The 16,005-nt window shown below is 67.9% G+C and carries 11 protein-coding genes; all 11 read left to right on the top strand.

Annotated features, from left to right (window positions below):
• The first annotated feature begins 310 nt into the window (after positions 1–310).
• The 11 genes from AC6JAC_RS15365 (at position 311) to AC6JAC_RS15315 (ending at position 15,972) form a co-directional block, all read left to right on the top strand.
• The gene (locus AC6JAC_RS15365) at positions 311–1,660 is read left to right on the top strand and encodes an RDD family protein (RefSeq protein ID WP_497966836.1); all 1,350 of its coding nucleotides are present in this window, start codon (positions 311–313) and stop codon (positions 1,658–1,660) included.
• Positions 1,657–2,697, top strand: coding sequence for a PP2C family protein-serine/threonine phosphatase (locus AC6JAC_RS15360; protein ID WP_497965296.1), 1,041 nt, complete (start codon positions 1,657–1,659; stop codon positions 2,695–2,697). Before AC6JAC_RS15365 ends, AC6JAC_RS15360 begins: the two co-directional genes overlap by 4 nt.
• Positions 2,651–4,402: an FHA domain-containing protein gene (locus AC6JAC_RS15355; RefSeq protein WP_497965294.1), complete on the top strand. Its 1,752-nt coding sequence runs from the start codon at positions 2,651–2,653 to the stop codon at positions 4,400–4,402. The genes AC6JAC_RS15360 and AC6JAC_RS15355 overlap by 47 nt, the downstream gene beginning before the upstream one ends.
• Positions 4,399–6,072, top strand: coding sequence for a serine/threonine-protein kinase (locus AC6JAC_RS15350; protein WP_497965292.1), 1,674 nt, complete (start codon positions 4,399–4,401; stop codon positions 6,070–6,072). The genes AC6JAC_RS15355 and AC6JAC_RS15350 overlap by 4 nt, the downstream gene beginning before the upstream one ends.
• A 33-nt stretch (positions 6,073–6,105) precedes the next feature.
• A complete protein-coding gene (locus AC6JAC_RS15345) occupies positions 6,106–6,810 on the top strand; it encodes a hypothetical protein (protein ID WP_028272895.1) in 705 nt (234 codons plus the stop codon).
• On the top strand, positions 6,807–11,288 hold the full coding sequence (locus AC6JAC_RS15340; protein ID WP_497965290.1) for a type VII secretion EssC family protein: 4,482 nt from the start codon (positions 6,807–6,809) through the stop codon (positions 11,286–11,288). The genes AC6JAC_RS15345 and AC6JAC_RS15340 overlap by 4 nt, the downstream gene beginning before the upstream one ends.
• 162 nt (positions 11,289–11,450) lie before the next feature.
• Positions 11,451–11,714 (top strand): hypothetical protein, encoded by a 264-nt coding sequence (locus AC6JAC_RS15335; protein ID WP_028271394.1) that lies wholly within the window; start codon positions 11,451–11,453, stop codon positions 11,712–11,714.
• 112 nt (positions 11,715–11,826) lie between these two features.
• Positions 11,827–14,127, top strand: a complete 2,301-nt coding sequence (gene ligA / locus AC6JAC_RS15330; RefSeq protein WP_497965288.1) for an NAD-dependent DNA ligase LigA — start codon at positions 11,827–11,829, stop codon at positions 14,125–14,127.
• Entirely contained in the window at positions 14,124–14,936 is an 813-nt protein-coding gene (locus tag AC6JAC_RS15325; RefSeq protein ID WP_454698027.1) for an inositol monophosphatase family protein, read from the top strand. Before ligA ends, AC6JAC_RS15325 begins: the two co-directional genes overlap by 4 nt.
• Before the next feature lie 101 nt (positions 14,937–15,037).
• Positions 15,038–15,541, top strand: a complete 504-nt coding sequence (locus AC6JAC_RS15320; protein ID WP_497965286.1) for a GNAT family N-acetyltransferase — start codon at positions 15,038–15,040, stop codon at positions 15,539–15,541.
• Positions 15,542–15,588: 47 nt separating this feature from the next.
• Positions 15,589–15,972, top strand: coding sequence for a RidA family protein (locus AC6JAC_RS15315; RefSeq protein ID WP_497965284.1), 384 nt, complete (start codon positions 15,589–15,591; stop codon positions 15,970–15,972).
• Positions 15,973–16,005 lie beyond the last annotated feature (33 nt).

Below are 16,005 nucleotides of genomic sequence, written 5' to 3'. Positions count from 1 at the left end.
TGACCGGAACATCGACCACTCGCAGCGGGAGCTGATGGAGCGGGCCGCCGCGCACGGCGGCCAGATTCCCGGTAGTATCCCCGTAGCGCACGCCGGGGCGGAAGCCGCCGGGCCGGGCCTCCGGGGACAAACTGTGCCTGGACTAGCGGTGCAAGGACAATCGGTGCCCGGGCAAGCGAGCCAGGGGCAGGCGGTCCGCGGACAAGGTTCCGATGGGCAGGGTGCCCCCGGACGGGGGGTATTTGTGCAGGACGGCCGCTTGGCCGGCGTGCAGACGCACGGCTCGCACGTACAAGGGGGAGGTACCGGAATGGGCGGCAAACTGGACATCGTTCCCGCAGCGGCAGGACGACGGCTCGGCGCCGCGGTGCTCGACTGGGTGGGGCCCGCAGCGGTTCTGGTGGTGATGCTGACCATCGGGTTTGCCAGCATCACCCGCACCCAGAGCGGCGGCTTCATCATTTACGACACGGCCATGCTGGTGCTGCTGGGCAGCATTGCGGCGGGCATCGCCGTGGTTTACACACTGGTTCTCCTCGGAATCGAGGGCCGCTCCGGCAACACCATCGGCAACCAGCTCATGGGTATCCGCAGCACGGACCAGGACGGCTATGCCCCCGGCGCCGGAGCCCTGTTCCTGCGGGGCCTCATCACCGGGGCCGGCCTCCTCCTGCTGGTTCTTGCCACGGTGCTCGTGGTGGTTTTCAAATGGTTCGGGGCCGCGCTGTGGATCATCGCGCCGCTGGCCGTGCTCGCTATCGCCTGGGCCTTCCTCGTGGTGGTGTCCAACTCCTGGGACAAGAACGCCAAGCTCAGGGGCTGGCACGACAAAGCGGCCAAGACGCTCATGTTCGATGTCAACGCCGGCCGGAACCCCGTAGCCACCGGAGGCATCCAGGGCCCGTACAGTTTCGCGCCGCTGGACCTCCCGCCCGTGCAGCAGGTGTCATCACCGATTGCGGGCGCAGCCGTCAGGCCGGGCCAGACGGTCACCGCGCGGGCCGCGGAACCGCGCCAGGGTTTCAGCCAGCCTGCCGCCATCCCGCAGCCACCCCTTAACCCGAACCAGTGGCAGCCCCCGGTGGCCCCCGCGCCCGTCTCCGTCCCGGCACAGGTACAGGCCCAGCCCCAGGCCGCGCCCGTCCCGACACACTTCCAGCCGGCACCCGCGCCGGCGCAGACCAAGCCCCTGCAGGACCCGGCGCCCCAGGCCCCGTCCCAGGCCCAGGCCCCGTCCCAGGCCCCGGCCCCGGCCCAGGCCTGGGCCCTCCACCCCGACGACGACCACGACCGCACCCAAATGCGCGGACAAACCGTTCCGGTACCGGTGGCCGTGCTGCGCATCAGGCTCGATGACGGCCGCGAATTCCAGCTTGACCGGACCGCGCTCATCGGCAGGAACCCCAGCGGTTTTCCGGGCGAAGACGTCGCACAGCTGCTGGCAGTGGCGGACCCCGGCCGTTCCATCTCCAAGACCCACCTGCACCTGCGTGAGGACAACGGGGGAGTCTGGGTCACGGACCGCAACTCCACCAACGGCAGCGCCGTCACCACGCCGGACGGCATCCGCACCGCCTTGCAGGCCGGAGAGCCCGCCTTTGTACGACCAGGGTCCACCGTCCACTTCGGTGACCGCACCTTCCACCTAGGACAGGCATGAATTCCCAGCAGGCAGCCGCCACCTCCGAAGCGGGCCGGGAGCCCGGACTCCAACTGAGCTGCGGCTACGGCACTGACCGCGGCCTGCGCCGGGAGCTCAACGAGGATTCCTTCATCGCCTCCGATCCCGTGTTCGCCGTCGCTGACGGCATGGGCGGCCATGAAGGGGGCGAGATCGCCAGCGGAATCTGCGTCCGGACCCTTGCCGGAATGCCGCAGCTGGCTACGGGAGAGCGGACGGCCACGGCCGCCCTCGTCCAGCAGTACCTGGTCAGCGCCGATGAGCGGATCCGCACCGCCACCGGGTCCCGGGCAGGCACTACGCTCGCCGGCGTGGTGCTGGTGGAACAGATGGGTGTCCCGTACTGGCTGGTGGTGAACATCGGAGACTCGCGGACCTACCGGCTGAGCCAGGGTGAGTTCGCGCAGGTCAGCGTGGACCACTCGGAGGTCCAGGAGCTCGTGGACTCCGGTGAAATCACCAGGGAGCAGGCTGCCGTGCACCCGCGCCGGCACGTGGTGACCCGCGCCCTGGGAACCGGTGACGAAACCGAGGCCGACTACTGGCTGCTGCCCGTCGAGGAAGGCGACCGCATCATGATCTGCTCGGACGGGCTGAATGCGGAGCTCACCGACGATCACATGTTCCGCATCCTGAGCACGGTGGGCCACCCCCAGGATGCCGTGGACGCCCTCATCCAGGCGGCGCTGCGCAGCGGCGGACGCGACAACGTCACCGTGATCGTTGTGGATGCCAAGAACGTGATGAACGACGCCGGAACAGACACCGCGCCCCGGCCCGCCGCGGGCGTCGAGGACGAGGATACGCTTCCCCGCACCCAGATCCTGGACAGTGCCGAAGTGCAGGACAGCACTGAAGTGGATACCGAGGAACTTCCCGAGGCCTCCGTTGCCGTGCAGCCCGCGGATTCGCCGGAATCCGCTGGGCTGGCCACTGAGCCGGACGCAGTTCAGGGTCAGGAATCCGTGAATGACGCTGGCACCGACGATGAGGGCCGCCGCGATGGTCTCAAGTAGCTACACCCCGGGGACCTGGCTCGGGGTAGTCCGGGCCGGGACCGCCGTGCTGCTGGCGCCCGCGACTCCGCCCGCGCTCGTGGACTCCCTGTGGGAGCTGCTGGGCGGCGAACCTGAGGTCCACGACGTGCTTCACGCGGTGACCAGCGCCTCCGCGGGCTCCCTGGCGCAACTTCCGTGGTTCGGCATTGTGGACATGCGGGATTCGCTGCGGGTGTTCCTCCGCGGCGACATCGAGCTGACAGCGCACCTTGCGGCAGGACCGGTGGAGTTGAACGGCAGTGACGTCACCACGTGGACCGAGCGCAGGCTCAGCGAACCGGAATGGTACACAGTCACGGTTCCGGGGGACGCTGCCGGCGCTGCCGAACTCCCGCTGGGGGAGGGGGTCGTCCTGCTGCAGAGCCTCACGGTGGGCCGCGTTGCGGGCGCACTGCCTGCCCCGGCCGCGGTCGCGGTGCTCAATCAGGTACCGGTACCCCAACAGGTGCCCGTGCACCACGAAGAACCGGCACCCGAACCGGCACCCGAGCCGGTCCCCGTACCGGCACCCGAGCCGGTCCTCGAACCCGTCCACGACGTGCCTGCTGAACACGGTGCGTCGGCCGAGACGGTGATGGGCCTTCCCGACGACGACCTCGAGTACACGGCCGCCGCCGCGCCCGGCACGGAAGAGGCCGGCACGGAAGAGGCCGGCACGTCCGCGCCCGGGGCCTCCCCGGAGGCGGACGGACAGGAACCCGTTGCTGCGAACGAGCTGACCGGAAGCTACGACCACCTGTGGGAAAAGACCGTCATGCGCCGCATCGAGGATGCCGCCGTCCGGGACGAGCCTGAAGAAGAGCCCGCAGTGGAAACGGAAAACCCGGAAGGCGCCCCCGACGGGCAAGGCGAATCCCCTGCAGCAGCCGCGCCCGAGCAGCTTCCTGCCGCTGAGCCGGCCGTTCCTGCGCAGCCCTTCGCCCCTGCGCAACCGCTCATACCCGCCGGGCACGGCGGGCTGATCGACTCCGTCCCCTGGAACACCGGCGGTGAGCAGCCCGCGCGGCCGTCCGGGCCGCCGTCGTTCGCTCCCGCATCCGCTTCACCCCTGTCCGGTGACATGCCGGACTGGGGCAGCCCGTCGGCAGTGCCTCCGGTGCCGGAAGGCGACCACGACGGCGAAACGATCATGAAGAGCGACCTCGCCGGACTCGGGACCACCCCCCAACTGCAGGGCGCGCCGGGCGGAAGCGACCCGGCCACCGGCCCCATGGTCCTGGCCCGCGTCTGCCCGCAGGGCCACGCCAACCCGCCGACGCATTCGCAGTGCGCCGGCTGCGGCATGGCACTGGCGTCCGACGCCGTGCAGGTCCGGCGGCCGCGGCTGGGCCGCGTCCGGGTGTCCACCGGCGAACTGATCGACCTGGACCAGTCACTCGTGATCGGCCGGCAGCCCTCGGTGTCCCGCGTCCAGGGCGGCGGCATGCCCCGGCTCGTCCAGGTGGCAAGCCCCAGCGGCGACATTTCCCGGTCGCATATTGAGGTCCGGCTGGAAGGCTGGCATGTGATGCTGTGCGACCTCAAGGCCACCAACGGAACAGTCCTGGTCCGGGAAGGCCAGCCGCCAAGGCGGCTTGCCCAGAACGAGATGGCCATCCTTCTTGACGGTGATATTGCAGAACTCGGCGATGATGTGTCGCTGCGGTTCGAGGAGATTCTATGAGTTCCAAGCGGCCCGTAGCCCCGCCGCCGCCGATTCCCGGCTTCACGTATGTCAGCCTGCTCGGTTCGGGCGGGTTCTCCGACGTCTACCTCTATGAGCAGGACAGGCCGCGGCGAAAGGTGGCCGTCAAGGTACTCCTGTCGGACCTGAAGACCGAAGGTGCCCGGCGACGCTTTGAATCCGAAGCGAACCTCATGGCCCAACTGTCCTCGCACCCGTACATTGTGACCATTTTCGAAGCGGAGGTCACCGAGGACGGACACTCCTACCTGGCCATGGAGTACTGCTCCCGGCCCAGCCTGGACGTCCGCTACCGCCGGCAGCGGTTCAGCGTGGACGAAGTCCTGGCCGTCGGGATCCAGGTGGCGTCCGCCGTCGAGACCGCCCACCGTGCCGGCATTGCCCACCGGGACATCAAGCCGGCCAACATCCTGGTGACCGATTACAACCGTCCGGCGCTGACCGACTTCGGCATTTCCGGCACCCTCGGCAGCGACACCGACGAAGACGCCGGGATGTCGATTCCGTGGTCCCCGCCCGAACAGTTCCGGGACGGCCCGGTGGACGGCGTGATGGTGGACGTCTGGGCCCTAGGTGCGACGCTCTACACCTTGCTGGCCGGACGGTCGCCGTTCGTGCTGCCGGGGGCCGACAACTCCCAGCGTGAACTGATCTCCCGGATTACCAACTCGCCCGTGCCGCGGCTGGGGCGGGCGGATGTTCCCGAATCGCTGGAGCTGGCGCTGTCCACGTCGATGGCCAAGTCGGCCGCGTCCAGATACTCCTCGGCCCATGCCTTCGCGTTGGCGTTGCAGCGGATCCAGGCGGAACTGAACCTGTCCGTCACCCCCTTCGAGGTCCTGGAGGACGCCCACGCCGAGGACAGCCACCCGGACGACGGCTTCGAAGAGACCCGTGTCCGGAGCATCGCCTCCGTGGACCCCGACCAGACAGGACACGCCCCGACGTTCCCGGCGCGGGTGCGTCCGGCGGCTCCTTCCGCGTTTACGCCCGTCGTGCCTGCGGCACCGGTCGCTGGTCCCGCCCGCGGTCCGGCACCCGGCCCTGTCCCCGGACAGGGGGCCCGCCCGGAGCAGCACGATGACTGGTCGCAGGGCACCATGCTGCGGGGGAGCGTCGCGGCGGAGTCGCGGCCCGGCGGACCTGGCGACGCCGACATCGCCGCCACGGTCAACAGGCCGCAGGCCGTGCAGGAAGCGTCCGCGGAAGCTCCGGTTGACCACAGCAAGCGCAACCTCTGGCTGGCGGTGGCCGGCGGCGCGGTCCTCGTCGTCGCCGTGATCCTGGGGCTGGTGCTGGGGGCGTCCCGTCCGGAGCCGGTTGTTAAACCCACGGAGAAGGTTTCTGCGCCACCGCCGGACGCCTTGGGTGACGGCTCTGTTCCGAACGTGACCAACCTTGTCGGTAAGTTCACGGAATCGGGGAAAGCCCGGTTCACGTGGACCAACCCGGACCCCAGGCCCGGGGACAGCTACAAGTGGCAAATGTCGACCTCTGCGCCGGGGGAGGGTTTCCAGGCCACCAAAACACCGGAGGCGGAGGTTACTCCCGGCCCGGGGAAATTTGCCTGCATCTGGGTGATGATCGTGCGCAGCGATGGGTCGGCATCTCCCATGGGAGACGACGCGTCGTATGAGTGTGCCCAGTGATAGTAAGCATTGCCCTTTGAGGAGGCACGGAATATGGGGGATCTAGCAGTAGATTTCTGTGGCGAATGGTACGAGCCGTCGGACGAGGACGTCTTCAGCATCGGACGCGAGGGCGACCTGGAAGTCGATGATAACCCGTACCTGCACCGGCGGTTCCTCCAGATCGCCCGCTACGACGGCATCTGGTGGCTCAGCAATGTGGGCAGCATGCTCTCGGCGACGGTGGCGGACGGAACCGGCGGGATGCAGGCCTGGCTCTCGCCCGGCGCCCGCATCCCCCTCGTCTTCAGCCACACCAACGTAATTTTCACCGCAGGCCCCACCACCTACGAGTTTGCCGTCCACCTCAAGACGCCCTCGTTCCGGCAGGAGGCCCCCGAAGACGAGAGCGGCGGGGATACAACCATCGGACCGGTCGTCTTCACCGACTCCCAAAAGGCGCTGATCGTTGCCCTGGCCGAGCCCATGCTGCGGCGGGACGGCACAGGGTTCAGTGCCATCCCGTCATCGGCGTCTGCCGCCAAGACCCTGGGCTGGGCACTGACCCGGTTCAACAGAAAGCTGGATAACGTGTGCGACAAACTGGACCGCGTCGGCGTCGCCGGCCTCCGCGGCGGCGGCGGCAAGCTGGCCACCAACCGGCGCGCGCGGCTGGTCGAACACGCCGTGACGTCGCACCTTGTGACCGCTGACGACCTGTACCTGATCGAAAAAATGAGGGGGGTCGACGAAGGGTGAAAATCCGCCTGACACTGCGCCGGGACCCGGCCGACGCCAAAGACCTCGCCGTAACCGTGGACGGCCTGGCAACTGTGGCGGACATCGCCACCCAGCTGTGGGCCGCCGATCCTGAACGCCGGGGCACCCGGCCGCCGGAGAACCTGTCGCTCTGCATCGATGAAGCCTTCGTGGCCGGCGGGATGCGCGGCAACATCCTCAACCGCACGGACAACCTGCTGGAATCGGGGCTCCGGCCCGGGTCCATAGTTTCGCTGACCCAGGTCAGCGAGCAGTTTGCGGCACCGGGCGCCAACCGCGGACCCGCCGCTGCGACGCTCCGGGTGTTGTTCGGGCCCGACGTCGGGCAGGAATTTTCGCTGCCCACCGGCACCAGTTACATCGGCCGGGACCGGGACGTCGACATCCGGCTCTCGGACCCCATGACCTCCAAGCGGCATGCCCGCGTCACGGTGGGGGAGACCGTGGAAATCGTGGACACGAATTCCGCCAACGGCCTGATCATGGACGGGCTGCCGGTCACCCGGGCAACACTGAACTCCTCAGACACGGTTACCCTGGGCGACACGACCGTCTCCGTGGTGGGCCTTGGCCACCACGGCGGCGCGCCGACGTCGCCCTTGGTGGACTTCAACCGCTCGCCCCGCGTGGTGCCGCGCTTCGCCCCGCCCAAGCGGGTGCTGCCGGCCGGGCCCAAGCGCCAGGAGCACCACCCGTTCCCCTACATCATGCTGATCGCGCCGCTTATGATGGGCGCCGTCCTGTTCGCCGTCACGAGCAACATTTTGTCCGTGCTCTTCATGATGATGATGCCGCTGTTCATCATCGGCCACTACGTGGACCAAAAGATGCAAAGCAAGCGGGAACGCAAGGAACAGCTCAAGCAGTTCCGCGAAGCCATGGCGGCTTTCCGCAAGGACATCACCGAGCTCCAGCACATCGAACGGTCCGTGCGCCTCCAGGAAGCACCCTCCGTCAGCGACACCGTGGATTCCATCTACAAGCTCGGACCGCTGCTCTGGACGCACCGGCCGGAGCACAACGGGTTCCTGGGCCTGCGCTTCGGGCTGGGGACCGCGCCGTCCCGCATCCCGTTCGAAGAGCCCGGCAACAACGAAACCGAAGCCGAGTACATGCAGGAAATCCAGGCCTGCCTCAAACAGTTCCGGGACATTGAAGGCGTTCCCGTCGTCTCCCAGCTCCGCTCCGCCGGCGCCTTCGGGCTCGCAGGTTCACGCGGCCTCGTGGACGACGTTGCCCGCGGCATGGTCCTGCAGACCGTGGGGCTTCATTCCCCCGCCGAAGTGGTGGTCACAGCCATCACGTCGGCCAAATCGAGGGAACGCTGGAACTGGCTTCAGTGGCTGCCGCACGTCGGCTCCGGCCACAGCCCGCTCAGCGGCGACCACCTCGCGGCCGGACCGGCCGGCGGCTCCTCGCTGCTGGCCCGGCTCGAGGACCTCATCGACCAGCGCGAAGCAGGCGCCCGGACACCGCGCCCCGTGCCGCGGCCCGGCATCAAGGGAGAGGACGGCGACATCCCCGGACCCGTGCTGCCCTCCGTCCTGGTTATCGTCGAAGACGACGCTCCCGTTGACCGCGGACGGCTGACCAGGCTGGTGGAACGCGGCCCGGATTCGGGTGTCCACGTCATGTGGGTGGCCACCAGCGTCCAGTCCCTCCCGGCCGCGTGCCGCGACTTCATGGTGGTGGACGGCGACCACGGAACCACCACCGGCCAGGTCCGGCTTGGCCGGCACACGTACCCGGTGAGCTGCGAAAGCCTCGACGCCGAACTGGCCGCCCAGCTGGCCCGGATGCTGTCTCCCGTGATCGACGTGGGCAAACCCGTGGACGACGACTCCGACCTTCCCCGCGCGGTGTCCTACGTGAGCCTGATCGGCAAGGACTTCATGGACAACCCCCAGGCGGTGGCGGACCGCTGGAAAGAGAACAACTCCGTCCACGCCACCGCTGTCGCAAACCGCAAGGACAACGGCACGCTCCGTGCCCTGGTGGGATCCAAAGGCATCGAAGCGCTGTACCTGGACCTGAAGAACGAGGGGCCGCACGCGCTGGTGGGAGGCACCACCGGCGCCGGAAAGTCCGAATTCCTGCAGTCCTGGGTGATGGGCATGGCCGCCGCCTACAGCCCGGACCGCGTGAGCTTCCTGTTCGTCGACTACAAGGGCGGTGCCGCCTTCGCCGACTGCCTGCACCTGCCCCACACCGTGGGGCTGGTGACGGACCTCTCCCAGCACCTGGTGCGCCGTGCGCTGACGTCCCTGCGGGCGGAGCTGCACTACCGGGAGCACCTGCTCAACCGGAAGAAGGCCAAGGACCTGCTGGGCCTCCAGCGGGAGGCGGACCCCGAAGCTCCGCCCTACCTCATCATCATCGTGGACGAATTTGCCGCCCTGGCCACCGAAGTCCCGGAGTTCGTGGACGGCGTGGTGGATGTTGCCGCCCGCGGCCGGTCGCTTGGCCTGCACCTGATCCTTGCCACCCAGCGGCCCGCCGGCGTGATCAAGGAAAGCCTGCGCGCCAACACCAACCTCCGGGTTGCCCTGCGCATGGCCGACGAGGACGACGCCACGGACATCCTCGGCGTACCCACCGCGGCCTACTTCGACCCGTCGATCCCGGGCCGCGGCGCCGCCAAGACCGGGCCCGGCCGGATCCAGGGCTTCCAGACCGGCTACGCGGGCGGCTGGACCACGGACAAGCCGCAGACCCCGCAGATCGACATTGTGGAGATGGCCTTCGGCTCGGGACCCAGCTGGGCCGCACCGGCGCCTGAGAAGCCGGTGCGGGAGGAGCCTGCCGGGCCCAACGACATCGCCCGCATGACGGCGAACATCATCAAGGCAGCGGAGGTGCTGTCCATTGCTCCGCCGCGGAAACCGTGGCTCAACGAGCTGGCCAAGACCTACGATTTCTCCAAGCTCCCCAATCCGAGGACGGACGAGCGCCTCCTCCTGGGCGTGGCGGACGACCCCGCCCGCCAGGACCAGCCCACCGTCTTCTACGAGCCGGACAAAGACGGCAACATGGCCATCTACGGAACGGGCGGCTCGGGCAAGTCAGCCGCCCTGCGGGGCATCGCCATCGCTGCTGCGGTCACCCCGCGCGGAGGCCCGGTCCACGTCTACGGCATCGACTGTGGTTCCTCCGGACTGAAGATGCTCGACGGACTCCCGCATGTGGGCGAGATCATCAACGGAGACGACGTCGAACGCGTGGGCAGGCTGCTGCGGTGGCTGCGCGACGTGGCAGACGACCGCGCCGCCCGCTACGCCGACGTCCGGGCCTCCACCATCGTGGAATACCGGAAGCTGGCCAACGATCCGGACGAGAAACGGATCTTCATCCTGGTGGACGGCATGTCCAGCTTCCGCGAGGCCTACGAATACAGCCGCCTGTCCGCCCTGTGGGACATTTTCCTGCAGCTGGCAACGGATGGACGGCCGCTGGGCATCCACCTGGTTGTCACCGGTGACCGCCCCAACTCCGTCCCGGCGTCGTTGCTGGCTTCCATCCAGCGGCGCCTGGTCCTGCGGCTCTCCTCCGAAGACGACTACATTTCGCTGGACGTGCCCAAGGACGTCCTGAACCAGGCTTCGCCCCCGGGCCGCGGCCTGCTGGGAACGCACGAGGTCCAGCTTGCCGTGCTCGGCGGCGACTCGAACCTGGCCCTCCAGGCCCGCGAAGTCCACAAGCTCAGCGAAGCCATGCTGCGCCAGGGGGTGGAGAAGGCGCCCCAGATCGAACGCCTGCCCGAGCAGGTGGACCTGGACATCCTTCCCGCCGGAAGCCCGGACCTGCCGGTCATCGGTGTGGACGACGAGACCCTCCAGCCGGCCGAAATCATGGCCAAGGGACCGCTGCTCGTGGCGGGTCCGCCGGGTGCCGGCCGCACGGTGGCACTGGTCACCATGGCCTATGCGCTGCGCCGGTCCAACCCCGGTACCGAGCTGATCTATATCGGCTCCCGCAGGTCCGCCGTCGCATCGCTGAAGGTCTGGAACCGGACGCTTGTCGGCGCTGACGACGTCGAAGAGGCTATCGACGCGCTGGTGGACCACTCCTCGGAGAACCCGGGCCGGCTTGCCATCTTCATCGAAGGCCTGACCGAGTTCACTGACACGGGCGCCGAGTCCGGCATCGAGCAGCTGGTCACCACGTCCATCAAGGCCGACCAGTGGGTGGTGGGCGAGTCCGAGACCTCCACCTGGTCCTCGGCGTGGTCACTGTCGCAGCCGTTCAAATCCGGCCGGCGCGGACTGCTGATCAACCCGGGAGACATCGAGGGCGACAGCCTGCTCAGCACATCGCTGGGCAAGATCAGTTCCGACTTCATCCCGGGCCGCGGCTACATCGTGGGCCGCGGCAAGGTCCGCAAGCTGCAGATTGCGCTGCCGCCGGAAAACCGCAGCCAGGCCGATCCGGACCTGAGCCGGGCCGGAGCGGCGAGGTGAGCGGCACGGGAAGTGCCGTATGGGGAGCGGTGCATGGGGAGCGGTGCCCATCGACGGAACCTCGGGCCGCGGGATAGTTTCTAGGTAATGGATCTTCCGGATGAGCCGGAGGCCGCTGGGGATGCCGATCGGATCGGATCCGTTGACTGAAGGAGAAAACTAATGGCTATTTGGGGTGCAGACATTGTTCAGCTCAAGGCGCTCGGAACCAAGCTTCAGGCTGGTTCGTCGGAGCTTGAGAAGCAGAAGTCGCTGCTGACGAAGGCTCTCAACGGCACGGACTGGAAGGGCCCGGACGCGGAGAAGTTCCGCAGCGAATGGTCCGGTTCGCACGTGACGGCGCTGGCCAAGGTGGCGCAGGCGCTGGAGGAAGCCGGCAAGCAGGCAACCAAGAACGCCGCCCAGCAGGAAGAGGCTTCGCGCTAGGAACGCCCGGCCCTTGTAACGCCGGAAGAGAGGCCCCGGACGCACCATTGCGTCCGGGGCTTCTGCGCGCCGGGAGCCAGACATTGTCGGCGATCTAAGGCAGGATAGGTCTGTGAGCACAGGGAACACGGCAGCAGACACGGAAACGCAGGACACCACCGCGGCAGGTACAGGGCAGGAAAAAGTCCCCTCCGGCGCAGTGCGCGAGGAATACGAAAACCTGGTCGAAGAGGTCCGCAAGCACCGCTTCGCGTACTACCAGGAGGACGCGCCTATCATTTCGGACGCTGACTTCGACGAACTCTTCCGGCGCCTCGAAACCCTGGAAGCCATGCACCCGGAGCTGGTGGCCAACGATTCGCCCACCCAGGAGGTGGGCGGCGAAGTGTCCGCCGCCTTTACCGCCGTCGAACACCTGCAGCGGATGTACAGCCTCGAGGACGTCTTTTCCCTCGAGGAACTCGAAGCCTGGATCGCCAAGGCGGAAGCATCCGTCGCCAAACTCGGAAACGGCACGGCCGGACCCGCCTGGCTCACCGAACTCAAGATCGACGGACTGGCAGTGAACCTGCTCTACCGCGACGGCAAGCTGGTCCGCGCAGCCACGCGGGGAGACGGCTACACCGGCGAGGACATCACCCACAATGTGCTGACCATCAAGGAGATCCCGCAGCAGCTGACCGGCGGGAACTACCCGGCTGAGATGGAGGTTCGTGGCGAGGTGTTCATCCCCTCCAAGGCCTTTGCCGAATTCAACGAAGCGCTGATCGAGGCGGGCAAGGCGCCGCTGGCCAACCCGCGCAACGCCGCCGCCGGTTCGCTCCGGCAGAAGGACCCGGCAGAAACCGCCAAGCGCCCGCTGCGCATGTACGTGCACGGCATCGGCGCCCGCGAGGGGCTGGATACCGTCAGCCAGTCGGACACCTACCGCCAGCTCGCCGAGTGGGGCCTCCCCACCAGCCCGTACTTCGAGGTTCTCGGCAGCCTCAAGGAAGTGCTCGACTTCATCAAACGCTACGGCGACAAGCGGCACAGCCTCACGCATGAGATCGACGGCATCGTGGTCAAGGTGGACGACTTCGCCACGCAGCGCGCGCTCGGGTACACCTCGAGGGTGCCGCGCTGGGCTGTGGCCTACAAGTACCCGCCGGAGGAAGTGCACACCAAGCTCCTGGACATCGCAGTCAACGTGGGCCGCACCGGCCGGGTCACCCCCTTCGGCATCATGGAACCGGTCAAGGTGGCCGGATCCACCGTGGGAATGGCAACCCTGCACAACCAGGACGTCGTCAAAGCCAAGGGCGTGAAAATCGGCGACATCGTGGTCCTCCGGAAGGCCGGGGACGTCATCCCGGAGATCGTGGGCCCGGTGCTTGCGCTCAGGGACCAGCAGGACCCGCCGGTGCGGGACTTTGTCATGCCCACTGAGTGCCCGTCCTGCGGGACTCCGCTCGCCCCCGGGAAAGAGGGCGACGTGGACATCCGCTGCCCCAACTCGCGGTCCTGCCCCGCCCAGCTGCGCGAACGCGTCTTCCACGTTGCCAGCCGCGGTGCCTTCGACATCGAGGCCCTGGGCTGGGAAGCCGCGATAGCCCTGACCCAGCCGGCCGAACCCGAAACGCCGCCGCTGACGAGCGAAGCCACGCTCTTCCGGCTCACCCGAGAAGACCTGGCCGACGTCCGGATCCGCCGCGAGAAGCGGTCCAAGGGCGTGGCCACCGGGGAATTCGAACTCGTGCCGTACTTCTACAGCAAGGGCACGGCCAAGTCGCCGTCCAAGCCCACAGCCACTACGGAAAAACTCTTCAGCGAACTGGAGAAGGCCAAGACCCAGCCGCTGTGGCGCGTCCTTGTGGCGCTGTCCATACGGCACGTCGGGCCCCGGGCGTCACGGGCGCTCGCCACGGCCTTCGGCTCGATGGACGCCATCCGCCAGGCCTCGGAGGAGGACCTCGCCCACGTCGACGGTGTGGGCCCGGTGATCGCCGCTGCCCTGAAGGAGTGGTTCGCCGAGGACTGGCACCGTGAAATTGTGGACAGCTGGGCCGAAGACGGTGTGCGGATGGCGGATGAGCAGGACGAATCCACTCCGCGAACCTTGGAAGGCCTCACCATCGTGGTGACCGGAAGCCTCGAAGGCTTCAGCCGGGACGAGGCCAAGGAAGCTATCCTCATCCGTGGCGGCAAGGCCGCCGGATCCGTCTCCAAGAACACCAGCTACGTCGTGGCGGGCGAGAACGCCGGCACAAAACTGGACAAGGCCGAGCAGCTCGGTGTGCCGGTGCTGGACGAGGACGGCTTCCGCGCGCTCCTGGCGAACGGCCCCGCAGGCCCGGAAGGTGCCAACGACGCGTCGGATGAGGCCCACAACACCGGCGCAGCGGAAGACCACCAGGAAGCGCCGTCGGAATGAGCATCACCCCCGCCGACCTGCTGGAGGTGGCAAAGACGGCTGCCGCCGCCGGGGCCGCCGTGCTCGCCACCCGCAACGCCGAAGCCCTGGACGTCAGCAACAAGGGAGCCTCCGGGGACTGGGTCACGGCCTTCGACGTCGCCGCCGAGAACGCCGTGCGCGAGGTGATCAACCGCGTCAGGCCGCAGGACACAGTCACCGGCGAGGAACACGGCACCCTCAGCCGGGCCAATCCCAGCGGATACCGCTGGTCCATCGACCCGCTGGACGGCACCACCAACTTCATCCGAAACATCGTCTACTACGGCACCTCAGTGGCGGTGGCCGATCCCGACGGCACCTGGCTGGCCGGCGTCGTGAATGCCCCGGCACTGGGCCGCGTCTACTACGCCTCGCGCGGCGGAGGGGCGTGGCTGGAGGAGCGAGGGCAGCGGACCCAACTCACGGGTCCCGTTCCGGGCCGTGCGGGTCAAATCCTGGCGACCGGTTTCAGCTACGATCCCGGCATCCGTGCCGAACAGGCCGAGGCCCTCGGCGGGTTCATGGAGGGTTTCGCCGACATCCGCCGGCTGGGCTCGGCTGCGCTGGACCTGTGCCTTGTGGCCGACGGAACCCACGATGCCTTCGGCGAACGCGGGCTCAACGAGCACGACTTTTCGGCCGGTGCGCTCATCGCCGAGGAGGCCGGATGCTGGGTCCGCCGGCCGCGCCTCACGAGTCCCCTGGACGGCGGACCGTCGGACGATGAACGCCTCGCGGCGTGGACGTGCGCCGGGACCCTTGAGCTGTCGGGCAAGTTCCCGCTCTGAGCCACCCGCCGTGAGGGGCCCGTTCCGCGCATACTGATAGTTCAGTCACGGAAAGGGCCTTTTCGGGCGGCCCGGGTGTTGCCGGCGACTACCATGGATAAGTGCATTCGCAGATCCTCATTCGCCCGGCCGTCCCGGCAGATTTCGACGCCGTGGCCCGCATTACGCGGGACGCCTACCTCGCCGCGGGCTACTTCGCGAGTGCCGACCACCCGTACATGCAGCAGATCCAGGATGTCGCCACACGGGCACGGCAGGCCACCATCTGGGTAGCCGAGCGGGCGGGGCGCATCGTCGGTTCGGTGACTCTCGCCGTCGCCGGTGAACCGTTTGCGGACATCGCCCGGCCGGACGAACTCGAATTCCGCATGCTGGTGGTGGATCCGTCGGTGCAGCGCAGCGGCGCCGGCAAGGCCATGGTCGAGGCGATCATTGCGCATGCGAAGTCACTGGAAGGGGTCAAGGCCGTGGCGCTGACCACCGGCCGCACCTGGGAAAGCGCCCACGGGCTGTACCGGAAAACAGGCTTCCAGCGCGTTCCCGAACGCGACTGGTTCGTGTCGGACACCGACATAAAGCTGCTGGTTTACCGGCTCGACGTGTAGCCGCCCTAAAGTGGTGCCGACTCCAGGCACCATCGAAAGGCACACCCATGCGCAAGACATTCGGCTCCGGCTCCTCATGGGAGCAGACCCTCGGCTATTCCCGGGCCGTCCAGGTGGACCACACCCTGTACATTTCTGCCACTGCGGCGAGCGGTGACAACGGCATTGTGGGCGAGGACTTCTACACCCAGACAAAGTTCATCCTGGAAAAGCTTGGCGCCGTCCTGGCAGAAGCCGGGTTTGCCTACGAGGACGTCGTGCAGTCCAAGCTGTACCTGACGGACATCAGCAAGTGGGAAGACGCCGGCCGCGCGCACGGTGAAGTGTTCGGCGAGATCCGCCCCACGCTGTCCCTGGTCCATGTGCTGCCGTTCCTCGACCCCGAAATGCTCGTCGAAATCGAACTCGTGGCCCAGAAGAGCGCCAGCTAGCCAGCTCCCCGCAAGGCGGAACCGACATCCTCT

The organism is Arthrobacter sp. KUASC02 (assembly GCF_059739395.1).
Note: the sequence above shows the minus strand (reverse complement) of the source record. Positions and strands in the feature narration are given on the sequence as shown.